The 12638-nt window shown below is 38.1% G+C and carries 10 protein-coding genes; 6 read left to right on the forward strand and 4 right to left on the reverse strand.

Features of this window, described 5'->3' with window-relative positions; translation table 11 throughout:
* Window positions 1-250 precede the first annotated feature (250 nt).
* Window positions 251-793 (reverse strand): transposase, encoded by a 543-nt coding sequence (locus AN486_RS11605; RefSeq protein WP_053539963.1) that lies wholly within the window; start codon window positions 791-793, stop codon window positions 251-253.
* Between the two features lie 1514 nt (window positions 794-2307).
* Here AN486_RS11605 and AN486_RS11610 point away from each other — a divergent pair.
* From AN486_RS11610 to psbA, 3 genes are all read left to right on the forward strand, one after another.
* Complete coding sequence (locus AN486_RS11610; RefSeq protein WP_053539962.1) at window positions 2308-5331, forward strand: hypothetical protein; 3024 nt, start codon at window positions 2308-2310, stop codon at window positions 5329-5331.
* 125 nt (window positions 5332-5456) lie between these two features.
* The gene (locus tag AN486_RS11615; protein WP_053539961.1) at window positions 5457-6956 is read left to right on the forward strand and encodes an MBOAT family protein; all 1500 of its coding nucleotides are present in this window, start codon (window positions 5457-5459) and stop codon (window positions 6954-6956) included.
* A 173-nt stretch (window positions 6957-7129) separates the two neighbouring features.
* On the forward strand, window positions 7130-8212 hold the full coding sequence (gene psbA, locus AN486_RS11620; RefSeq protein ID WP_039201305.1) for a photosystem II q(b) protein: 1083 nt from the start codon (window positions 7130-7132) through the stop codon (window positions 8210-8212).
* 52 nt (window positions 8213-8264) lie between these two features.
* On the opposite strand, the gene AN486_RS11625 is transcribed toward psbA, so the two are convergent.
* Window positions 8265-8711, reverse strand: a complete 447-nt coding sequence (locus AN486_RS11625; RefSeq protein WP_053539960.1) for an SRPBCC family protein — start codon at window positions 8709-8711, stop codon at window positions 8265-8267.
* Window positions 8712-9080: 369 nt separating this feature from the next.
* Between AN486_RS11625 and AN486_RS11630 the strand changes: the two genes are divergently transcribed.
* The 3 genes from AN486_RS11630 (at window position 9081) to AN486_RS11640 (ending at window position 11901) form a co-directional block, all read left to right on the forward strand.
* Window positions 9081-9395: an RNA-binding protein gene (locus AN486_RS11630; protein ID WP_053539959.1), complete on the forward strand. Its 315-nt coding sequence runs from the start codon at window positions 9081-9083 to the stop codon at window positions 9393-9395.
* 427 nt (window positions 9396-9822) lie between these two features.
* A complete protein-coding gene (locus tag AN486_RS11635; protein ID WP_053539958.1) occupies window positions 9823-10737 on the forward strand; it encodes a 3'-5' exonuclease in 915 nt (304 codons plus the stop codon).
* Between the two features lie 321 nt (window positions 10738-11058).
* Window positions 11059-11901, forward strand: coding sequence for a tetratricopeptide repeat protein (locus tag AN486_RS11640; RefSeq protein ID WP_039200631.1), 843 nt, complete (start codon window positions 11059-11061; stop codon window positions 11899-11901).
* Window positions 11902-11962: 61 nt separating this feature from the next.
* Here the strand turns inward: AN486_RS11640 and AN486_RS11645 are convergent, their stop codons facing one another.
* Both AN486_RS11645 and AN486_RS11650 read right to left on the reverse strand, forming a co-directional pair.
* The gene (locus AN486_RS11645) at window positions 11963-12166 is read right to left on the reverse strand and encodes a hypothetical protein (protein ID WP_053539957.1); all 204 of its coding nucleotides are present in this window, start codon (window positions 12164-12166) and stop codon (window positions 11963-11965) included.
* Window positions 12167-12193: 27 nt separating this feature from the next.
* A partial coding sequence (locus AN486_RS11650) for an IS607 family transposase (protein WP_290600735.1) occupies window positions 12194-12638 on the reverse strand: 445 nt, incomplete at its 5' end.

Here is a 12638-nt window from a genome sequence, read left to right on the forward strand (position 1 = left end):
CCAACCTTCCGGACTTTGTTCCCATTCCTCTTGACGACGCTTAATAACTGAATGACCAAAAATAGAGTTGAATTGTTTGAAGATTGCTTGAACTGTTGTAGTCATGGCTTGAAACCTTTTTAAACTTAATTAATTTGGTGGTTGTGATTATTAAAATGTTATTGTTTAGTAATAGATTAGGTTGAGAAAACCCGACACTACTCATCAGTAGTATACCATAAATGTTGGGTTTCATTTCATTCAATCCAACCTACTCGTTGCCAATATCATCATCAAAAATAATTTCCTCACCCGCACCCCACATCATGTCATACATACCTTGACGCACAGCGCGATAAAAACTTGAATATTCCCAATCTTTTGGTGCTGTTACCAAATCATGTTTCACCGGATTATAATGAATATATTCAACATGATATTGAAAATCTATTTCATCTCTAATTAAATGTTCCCAAAACCGATATTGCCATATAGCCCGTTGTTTTTTCTTTTTTCTAGATACGGATATTTCTTCTGGTGAAATAGTTTCACATTTACGACTAAAATAACTTTTAATTAACCGCCAACGGGTAGAAAAATCATGATAATTTTCTGGTAAAGTCCAAATACAGTGGACATGATCAGGTAAAATAACAACAGCATCTATAATAAATGGATGTTTCTGTATTACATAACCAAAAGCATATCTTAATAAAGAAACATTTTTTGGTAAACATAATATTTTTCGTCTTTTCTCTGTCACCACTGTAAAAAAGTATGTTCCTCCTGCCACTTTAGCGCGGCGATATTCCATACTATAAATATCCTGTGATTAAAGTTGTGTTTTATAATCTTGATTTTACCCCGTAGGTTGGGTTGACGTAAGGAAACCCAACATTAATTATAATAAGTAATGGGACAGAATTAATTGCACAACTTATTTTTCTGTCACTTGTCACCTGTTCCCTCTCTCAACAAGTGAATTTAATTTTGTCCGACTACTTATTCTGGTGGGTGGTTTTGGGTAAGTTGACGGTATCTTTGTATTTTCCAGTTTCGGTCACAGTTTCAATGTAGGTGTGCAGGTTATCCGATCAATTATAGGAGATGGTATGATTGATTGTAGGGTGCGGTGAGCGATCGCTTGTTGCTGAACTGAGGAAAGATTAGTCAGTAACCCAGCCCTAAATGGACTGGGCCTGTAAGAGAAATCAAGCAAGCCGTACTGACCAGGCCACCCTGAGCGGGCTTGCCCTGAGCGAAGTCGAAGGGAGTCGAAGGGTAGCCGTTATTTGAGTCACGACACCCACCGAATGCGTTCGCGCCAGCCTGCCGTAGGCATAGCTAGTTCCCTGCGCTGTCATTTGCAACTAAACAGTTTTAAGGTCAGTGAAACAGTGTTGCAAGTCTAAAAAGCTCTTATAACAGGTCGTTCGCGCAGCGTGCCGTAGGCATCAGCTAACATTACCCCAGAAATGGGAGGCTATGAGTGAGCAAAACATTATGCGTACAGAGTTGGGAAATTTGAATCGGTAATTGTCCCGTTGAAGTGAATTACAAAAGCACCCCAAATTTCCCAACTCCAAGGCGGTAATGAAAAAATATTCAAAGCGGTTAAAACCTGAGTTTCCCAGTTACCGAGTATTCTTATGGTGAAACTCGAGTCCTTTCTGCTCTAGGATCTTTTATTCCCGTAAAGTGGTGCAGAAACTTACTGGTAATCTCTTTGCTGTCTACACTGGGTATAACAGATGTTTTGGTTTTGCACTTCTTCTTAAATCCCGTTGACATTACTTAGATACAGTGGTTAGATGGGTTATCTCTTAAACTACCTTGAGTTGTGTCAATTGAACATCCTCCCACATATCGAGTAAATCCCTTTGTCAATAGGGGTTGAGATGCGCTAACCCTGCTGCGCCCCTACCTCCTAATTCCTAAATTCTTCCATAAGATGGTGTTTGAAAAGTCATGATTGCTGTATCAAATATTTTACCCCTCCCTAACCCTCCCCTTATAAAGGGGAGGGAACTAGATTTTTATTGTTACTGATGATTGTTGGGTTAATCCTGAAATTGATAAAACCTTATAAAGGGGAGGGAACTAGATTTTTATTGTTACCCCCCTTTAGGAGAACGGGGGGTAACAATGTGATGAAAATTACGGGATACCACTTTTCAAACATTCTCCAAGACCATCTTTGTCAATTTTGCAAGCTGCGTAAGTCCTAAATTATTTAAAAAAATGGCAAAATGTGATAGTTCTATGATTCTAGTTGACAAGTACAGCCGAAATTCCCCCATACAACCTTGCTGTTAAATCCCACCGCCCATGAAAACAGTATTACTTGATGATCGTCAAAATTCCTTAGTGCAATGGGTAAGCCAAGCAACGGGTATAAATACTTTCGGGGTAAAAGTCCGATTGCTAGGTAATGACCTACATATTCTCTGTGAAAACGCTGAATGTCCACAACGCTGGCAAACCTTATCGGAGTTATTGCAGGCACTACAGCAAACTGATGTAGATACCCTCACCAATGACGAACAACCGTCAATATACCAAGTATTAATTTATGGTCGAAAAAAAGGGGAACACCGTCCTGAATGGTGCCATCGGGTATATTTAAATCAACTGGAACGACATTTAGAACAGGCACTATTGGCACAGACAGAAACGCCTATAAGCCCTGGAGGCTCGCTGATTATCTCTAATGAAAGTTTGGCACGTCAAGGGGATGGGGATGCCATTGCTCGCTATTTGAGCGAACATCTCAGCCATTTAGGTATAGCAATACAGGTAAAAATTAAACCCTCTGCGGCGAAAAATAACTCTCAGATTGTCGCTAATCGTCTTTGGGTATTTTGTCAGTCTAGCTATAGCCCTGATTCATCATTATTGGCAGAAACGGTAGCCCAAAAGCTCAGACATTTGCAGCTTGTCGGTTATCAGGATGCCATTATTGTTGCCCAAGTTCGAGGGGAAACAGAGCCAGATTGGCGGGTAAGAGTAGATTTGACACCTCCAGAGGTGATGTTAAAAGAATGGGCGCGATGGGGAGATGTGCAAGCGATCGCTAGAATATTAACTGAAGAATTATTAGGCTTCGAAATAGCATTGCAAACTTCCCTCAAAGAATCTACCTTGCACATCTTCTGTACCCCAGCTTTTGACCCCTTAGAAACCGCACCCGCACCGGATAAAACGACCGCACTACAAGCCATTGTCCCCCTACTCGAAAGTATTGCTCCTCAAGCCATTATCTCAGCCGCCATATACGGACAAAAAACCACAGACAAACAACCAACTTGGATAGATTGGGTATCTTTACCAGCATCTGAGCATCCATTCCTACTCACATCTGCATTGGAGCTTGCCCGTGCAGGTGATCAACCAGCCATGATTTTTTTACTAGAGCGACTACTCAATCCCAACCTAGATTGGCGATTGAAAACAGGTGGTATCCGGGTACTACTAGTTCGCAAAGAAGATTTATTACACATAATGTGTGATGCTCCCGTTTGTCCTACACGCTATCAAGTTTCTAGTAAAGTGACTCAATTTATCCGCCAACTGAAAATTTCTGGTATTACTGGTGTCCGTGTTTATGGTCGTCGTGCTGGTGATAAAGAACCCGTATGGCATCATGGGGCTGATCTAGAAGAACGTTCTCGATTAGTTCCTGAAGCAACACCAGAATTTGCCGCTACATCAGAATATGTAAATTCCCTAATGATAGATGAAAACAGTGAAGAAATTTTGCGTCCCGATTTAACCAATGAAAAAGTAAAAATTTTTCTCAAAGAAGCATCAAAGAATTGGGTACTAAACACCAATAAATTAATCAGAAATTTACTTTTAAACAGTCAAATATTTACACCATCTAATCAGGAAATAGACGAAAATCCCGATAATCAAGGAATTGGCAGCGGGATGATTTGGTTAGCATTAGGATTACTTCTCGCCTTACAAAGTGATTTTATGTTAGGCTACGTCGTCGCACATACTGTTAAAAATTCACCAAAAGCTAGTAATAATATTGTTTCACCATTATCCTCACAAGCACAAGCATCCTCACTATCACCAAATAATCAGAAAACATCATTTTCAAATCAACCAGGGACAACAGAATTACTTAATAATGATCCCTCCGCCTTTAATGCTTCTGGATTTATTAATGATAATAATGCTCAATCAGGAAATTTGCCAGCCGGACCATTAAAAGAAAAAGCCACTTCTACAGCTATTTTATTAGCAGCCAGATCGCAAATACCCACTTTTAATGCTAGGCAATTAGATGAACAATTAGCTCTATATAAACAGCGGTTATCTACAAAAAAACGTCCACCAGATGTCTTAATTGTTGGTTCTTCTCGCGCACTGAGAGGAGTTGATCCTGTCGCCCTTTCTAAAGCTTTATCCTCCCAGAATCATAGCAATATTGATATATTTAACTTTGGCATTAATGGAGCAACAGCCCAAGTCGTTGATGTTCTCATCCGTCAGGTTTTAGAACCCCAAGAACTACCAAAAATAATTTTATGGGCAGATGGTTCTCGTGCCTTTAACAATGGGAGAGAAGATATTACTTTCAATGCAATTGAATCTTCACCAGGATACAAACAAATATTGCAGAAATCTCCAACAAAAGTCAAAGCTAATGAAGGTAATAAAAATCTAAAAGATCCCACAGAAAAAGTTAGTAATAAACCTAAAACAGCAGATACTAATATCTATCAAACCACTAACGATTGGTTAAATCAGTCTGTAGCTAATTTATCTGCTAGTTATAAAAGCCGTGATCAAATTAAAATTCTTCTCCAAAAACAACTTCAATATCTACCTTTTAGCTATCAACATTCCCCAGTTAAATCAAAAGTCCACATCACTCATGATTCAGAAATAGACAATAATTCTTCTCTCCAAGGAGTTGATTTTGATGGATTCTTACCTTTATCTATTCGCTATAATCCCACCACATACTATCAAAAACATCCCAAAGTTTCTGGAGATTACGATAATGATTATAAATCTTTCCAATTAGCAGGTAAACAAGATCAGGCATTCCATTCCATGTTAGAGTTTACCAAAAATAATAATATCTCTCTCGTCTTTGTGAATATGCCTCTCACTTCAGATTATTTAGATCCCGTACGCATGAAATATGAGCAACAGTTTCAAGAGTATTTATTAACCTTTACCAATCATCCTCAATTTATCTATCGTGATTTAAGTCAGCTATGGACAAAAGCAAATGATTACTTTTCAGATCCTAGTCACCTCAATCGTTATGGTGCTTATGAAGTATCCAATAAACTAGCTATAGATCCAATGATTAGCTGGCCAACAAAATGATTAAATAGGAAATAGAGAATAGATGAGAAAATATTCTTCATCCTCATTCCTAACTTACGAAAAATAACAAAATACTTGTATTCTTTCTTCCTCATCACAAATTCAGAATTATCAATTAACAAACAATGAAATTTATATCAATTTTTTATGGGTTGTTTCTATTGAGTGTTTTAGGCATCTACTGGACTGTTAATTTAGCAAATATAAGATTATGGATACTGTTAATAGCTAGTCTTTTATTTTACGCATCTTTGAATATTCAATATTTACCATTGCTTTTAACACTAACTTTTATCAACTTCCATCTAGGTTTAGAAATTGGCAGTAATACTTCACCAGGAAAACATTCTCAAAACTGGAATTTATCTAATGAGGAATGGCAATTTGCTCAAGCTGACTGGAATCAACGCCGTCTTAAAGTATTGTGGATTGGCATAGGTTTTAATGTTTTTATTCTTTTAGGCTTTAAATACATAAATCATTTTCTAAATTTAGTTTTTAATCAGCCAACAAGTTCACCAGAATCATTGATTAAGTTAGTTGCACCTCTAGGAATTTCTTTCTTTACCTTTGAATGTATTGCTTATTTAATAGATATTTATCGTGGCGCTCAGGCTGCTACTAAATTTATCCAATTTGCCACATATAAATTATTTTTTGCTAAACTAATTTCTGGACCCATTACTCGTTACCATAATTTAGCGATTCAATTTGATACCCTCAGATTTCCCAGCATTGATAGAGTTGCTGAAGGAATGTGGTTAATTGCTAGAGGTGCAGTTAAAAAAGGTATCCTCGCTGATAATTTGGGTATATTTGTAGATTTATGTTTTGGTAACTTACAAAGGGCAGGTAGTACAGATTTGTGGTTAGCTACCTTTGCTTATGGCTTACAGTTATATTTAGATTTCAATGGTTATGTTGATATTGCTCGTGGTAGTGCTTTACTATTTGGGTTGGTTTTACCGGAAAACTTTGATTTTCCTTACTTCAGTACAAGTATTGCTGATTTTTGGCGACGCTGGCACATTACATTAGGTGATTGGCTACGTAATTATCTTTACTTTCCTTTAGGCGGTTCTCGGCGCGGATTAATGCGTACCTGCGGAAATTTATTGATAGTCATGTTAGTGGCTGGTATTTGGCACGGTTCAGCTTGGGGTTTTATTATTTGGGGTCTATTGCATGGTGTCGCTTTAGTAGTTCATCGTCTCACAGTTCTACTAAGCGATCGCTTGACAATTCTTAATTCATTTTGGCAAAATCCGCTAGGAGTTATTTTTGCTTGGCTTTTAACACAAATCATGGTTTTCACATCCTGGATTTGGTTTCGTCTCCCCAACCTCCAAGACTCCGCTTTAGTGATCAAAAACTTTTGGGGTCATGCCGGTGATCAACAATTTTCAGAAAAAATCTATGTAGAAGCCTTAAATATAAGTCAGTACCAACTTTCTTATTTGTTAATAGGCATAGCTTTAATAATGTTCATAGCATATACTTTTAAGCGAGGCATGAAATTAGAATTTAGCTGGCCAATTAAAATTGTTTTTGTTCCCCTATGTTTTTATGCAGTTTGGTTACTAGCGCCTGAGGGTAGTTTACCTTATATATACTTTGATTTTTAGAGGTGAATTTTCTGCTGCAATTCCTGTAAATCTCATCACATTAGGAAAACATATAACTGATATAACTAATACTAATTTTAATTATCTTTACAAATTTAAACTTATCCTCTAATGTTGTATTCAGGTAGGCAAAACAACCTACCAACATCATAAGAAAATAAAGCAATCATAAAATGACAACTACCTTACAACAGCGCGAAAGTGCTAATGTGTGGGATCGCTTCTGCGGTTGGATCACCAGCACAGACAATCGTTTATATATCGGTTGGTTCGGTGTATTAATGATCCCCACCCTCCTATCTGCGATCGCTTGCTTCGTAATTGCATTCATCGCCGCTCCTCCAGTTGACATTGACGGTATCCGCGAACCAGTTGCAGGTTCTTTACTCTACGGAAACAACATCATTTCCGGCGCAGTAGTTCCTTCCTCCAACGCTATCGGTTTACACTTCTACCCAATTTGGGAAGCTGCTTCCTTAGACGAGTGGTTGTATAACGGTGGTCCTTACCAGTTGGTAGTATTCCACTTCTTGATCGGCGTATTCTGCTACCTCGGTCGTGAATGGGAACTTTCTTACCGCTTAGGTATGCGTCCTTGGATTTGCCTAGCATTCTCTGCTCCTGTAGCAGCAGCAACCGCAGTATTCTTGATCTACCCAATCGGTCAAGGTTCATTCTCTGACGGTATGCCTTTAGGTATCTCTGGAACATTCAACTTCATGATCGTGTTCCAAGCTGAACACAACATCTTGATGCACCCCTTCCATATGTTGGGTGTAGCTGGTGTCTTCGGTGGTTCTTTGTTCTCCGCAATGCACGGTTCTTTGGTTACTTCTTCCTTAGTTAAAGAAACAACCGAAAACGAATCACAAAACTACGGTTACAAATTCGGTCAAGAAGAAGAAACCTATAACATCGTAGCTGCTCACGGTTACTTTGGTCGCTTGATTTTCCAATACGCTTCCTTCAACAACAGCCGTCAACTACACTTCTTACTCGCTGCATGGCCTGTAATTGGTATCTGGTTCACAGCTTTGGGTATCAGCACCATGGCGTTCAACTTGAACGGTTTCAACTTCAACCAATCCATCATGGATTCTCAAGGTCGTGTTATCGCTACCTGGGCTGACGTAATCAACCGCGCTAACTTAGGTATGGAAGTAATGCACGAGCGCAACGCTCACAACTTCCCCCTAGACTTGGCTGCTGCTGATGTTGCTCCTGTTGCTTTGAGCGCTCCTGCAATCAACGGTTAATCGGTTTAGTTAAATAGAAAACGCTCTCCAATTATGGGGAGCGTTTTTTTGTTCATTTTTCACATTCGCGTTTAGTCACATAATGCCGATAGCGAAACATGGCTTCTAGCTGTGCTTGCACTAACCAACCACTCATAAATTCTATGCCATCACCACCGGGCATAGCATAAGTAATATTATCGGTTAATTTAGTTTTGCCGTTTTCTTCTGTAAATTCATGACGATGTACCCAGGACTCAAAAGGTCCAGATATCTGTTCATCGGTAAATAGGCGATATTTTTCATAGTCTGTGTGCCGTGCTAACCAAGTTAAAGGTAAAATACCGAGAAAAAGCCGAAATTCTGTAATTGCCCCGGCTTCTAGCCCACCTTCACGTCTAACGATTTGTACAGGTTGCCAAGGTGGAGTGAGTATTTGGACTATATCTGGTCTTTCGTGGAATTTCCAAACTACTTCAACTGGTGCGTTAATGATTGAGGAATGTTTAAAGTGCAACATGAACAAAAAACCTAAAATTGAGCCTTTAGATTCATTATTGACAATTGTATGAGGAAATAGGCTGAAAACCTCGGAATTGTCATCTAAAAATAGTTAAATTTAGTATAACGAGAGAATGCACTAAAAAGCTGATGCGGCGATAGGGAAGTGCTGCTGCAAGCAGTTCGCTAATTGAGGTATAAAAAAATATTTTATCAAGTTTTTGGAATTTACCCGTTGATATATCATTTATTATGCAATAATGGGAGTCGAGAAGTAATTCGGTGGACCTCGTTTGTTTTTAGTATTGATAGGCTTTTTCCCTTTGGTATTTACAGACTTTTCTCCGAAATCTAAATCTCTACACTCTTATGATTTTGGAGAAAATCTATGTCAATTTATGTAGGCAACCTCTCTTATGAAGTTACCCAAGACGGCTTAAGCGAAATTTTCAAGGAGTATGGCACTGTAAAGCGTGTTCAGCTACCTACCGACCGAGAAACTGGTAAAGTTCGCGGTTTCGGTTTCGTAGAAATGGAATCAGAAGCAGAAGAAGAAAAAGCCATTGAAGCACTTGATGGTGCTGAATGGATGGGACGTGATTTAAAAGTGAACAAAGCTAAACCAAGAGAAGAACGTACTCCTTTTGGTGGTGGAAACCGGGGTGGTGGGAACTTCGGCGGTGGAAGCCGTAACCGTTACTAATATCCATAGATTTAAGGCCGATAAATATCCGCCTTGAGGATAATTAGGTTTAACAAAAGCTCAGGAGTGAATTCCTGGGCTTTTTCATGGCAAATTTTCTGCACAGGATCAATATTGACTTAACCCGTATTTCTCACGAACAATGTAATCGCAATTTCTATAACCCGTATAGAGAATCGGTTTCCGGCATTTTTTACTGGGTTGATTTTTGATGCAGTGTGAAACTCCAGAATCCAGATTTTACGAGGGTTTGAGAATTTTGGTGATAAATCCAGGGTAAAATGGCATCAAAAGAGATATTTTGGCAAATTGGCACAAGTTATGGACAAATATTATCATAATTAGGGGTCAGCACTTGTCAGCATGATTAGTCATAAAATGTTACTTTAGAAAACTATAACTAAGTCATATTTTCCGACATCTACCCATGCCTTATCTTATCACTGCTGGGGAAATTCGTTCCCTAATTACTGAACATAGCAAAGCTAAAACTCTGTGGATAGATACAGAAGTTGCTGATTATAAAACTCGTAATCCTAGATTATCACTAATTCAGGTGTTGGATAATCCTGAGGATATGACTGGTAATAGTGTTTATTTGTTAGATGTTCTCGATAAATCAGATGTAATTGCTGATTTTGTGGAAAGGATTATGACTAATGATGCTATTGAAAAAGTTTTTCATAATGCTGGTTATGATGTGCAATATTTGGGAGGTAAAAGAGCTAAAAATATTACCTGTACTTTGGCAATGGCTAAGAAAATTCCTATTTATTTACTACCGTTACCTAATTATCAACTGAAAACTCTAGCAACTGAACTTTGTAATTTTCATGATATTGATAAACAAGAACAAAGGAGTGATTGGGGAAAAAGACCATTAACTGAAGCGCAACTAGAATATGCTTATCTTGATTGTATTTATTTGGCTCAAGTACATTTAAGATTATTAGAATTAGAGGCTAATTTTCAGGTAGATCCAATTAAGGAAGATTTAAACTTATTGACTGCTAGATATAGAGAAATTGAACAGCAACAAAAAATACTTAAGTCAGAATTTGAGCATTTACAAGAACGGGTAAAAAAAGCGATGTTAGTCCAAAATATTGCCGAAACATCGCATTGTAAACTAACAAGTTATGAGCGAAAAACTTTTAAAACTCAGTTTCAGGAATTGGTAAATTTAGTAGAAAATCAAGGTGTTGATTTAGATTTTACTATTACTTTAACTGAAGATATTCGCAAAAATTTGGGGGTAAATCTGGAAAAGTTAACTGTAAATGTTGATACAAATACTTATTGGAAAGTCACTCCTAAAAATCAGGAAGATCAGGAAGATTAAGAGCAAATATTGAAAAACTCTGTGAACTAACTTTAATCATACTTCCGAATACTGGTATGAAAATTTTCATGAAAGTGCTAACAAAATTAACAGAATTATCAGCGGGAATCTAGTAATAATCTAAATCTAGATAGTAAGGATTTTATTTTTAATATTTACTAATATGCGGTGATTGGCTGGATAAATTTATTCATTAATTCTCAATAACTTCAGGGAATTTTATAATTTGACTTGAATATTAATCAAAAAGCAAACATATTGCAGAAGTAAGTAATTTAGTGAATGATTTACTCCCAGTAAGATGGCAATTTTTGGTAAATTATGAAATGGCAGTTATTGACACAAAAACAGCGAGGAGTAAACAGGGCATTCACTATAGCAATGTTTACAATTTTCAGTGGTATTATTTGCGTTTCTTGCAGTAATAATCAAGATGTTTTAGTAACGGAAAGGGGAGCAAGTACCCCCAATCCACAGATAGGGAGAGCATCTAAAGCTGGGGAATTTTATGTTCAGGGACAAACTCAACATCTTAAAGGTAATTCCCAAGCGGCTATTGCTGCCTATAGTAAATCTATTAGTCTTAATCCTGAGTATGCACCAGCATTTAAGGGGCGGGGATTAGTTTATTTTGATACTGGTAATAAAGAGGGAGCGATCGCGGATTATAATCAGGCATTGCGTCTCAATCCCAAGGATGCGGAAGCATACAATAATCGTGCTAATGCTTTTGCTTCTATCGGAGATTATAGAAGAGCGCTTGCGGATTATAATCAAGCAATTAGCATTGCACCAAAATCTGCCGAGGTTTACAATAATCGAGGTAATGCCCGTGCTAACCAAGGTGATAAGAATGGGGCGTTAGAGGACTATACTCAAGCGATTCGGATTGATCAGGAATATGCTGTAGCCTATAATAATCGGGGTAATGCTTATGCTGCAAGAGGAGAACAGCAAAAAGCAATCTCCGATTATAATGAAGCCGTTCGCATTAATCCTAATTTTGGTGCTGTTTTTAATAATCGCGGTAACGCCTATGCCGCAATTGGCGATAAACGGGGTGCATTAAAAGATTTACAGCGGGCAGCAGCTATTTTTGACAAACAAGGAAATAAGGACTTATATCAACAAGCAATGAAGAATATTGAGGAATTGGGTAAGTAATTTATACATTACCGATATGAATCCAATCTTCAACTTCCGCAAATTTTTCCTGTGCCTGTCTTTACGTGCGTAGCTGTTTGTCAATCTCAAATTTAGAAATGCCCCAGGCTTTCAACGACCCGAACTCATTCCACAGGTCAGAGCGCAGTTTACCCAAGCTCAAAGCGATTAAATCAAGTTCGTTAGATTTCCAGTTATTTAGTTTTTCAGTCCCTAAAATAGCGATTCTCGTAACGGTTAACTGATTTTTTACTTTGAGTTTCATGGACTTGGTTTGCTACGTCTTTTACCATTATACCCCCATTGACTCATATTGACTACTATTTGTTTCATGAATATTTTGCTCTTCGGCTATTTTTTCCTTGTAAGCCCGAAGAAAGTAAAGTTTGGAGGAAAAGCAGTGCATGATAGCCATAAAATCCTGCATCAACTCTTCGTGCGGCGATAGCTTGGCATTGTTCACCACAACAATTTTGCAGCCGTGAAGGTTGCAAAACCACTCAACGAACTCAAAACCAAATCTGCATAACCTGTCCTTATGTCCCACGACAATTTCAGAGATTTGATTCTGGGCAACTTGAGTCATTAATTTAAGAAAGTTTTTCCGCTTCCAGTTCATGCCACTAGCAACATCCTTGACGACTCGACATCCTGGGTAAGTTTTGCCTAAAAATTCTATTTGTGTGTCAAGGTCTAACAACTGGGTTTTTGTGCTGACACGGGCGTAAAGAACCCGC

Source organism: Anabaena sp. AL93 (assembly GCF_001672085.1).
GTDB classification, from domain to species: Bacteria; Cyanobacteriota; Cyanobacteriia; order Cyanobacteriales; family Nostocaceae; genus Dolichospermum; species Dolichospermum heterosporum.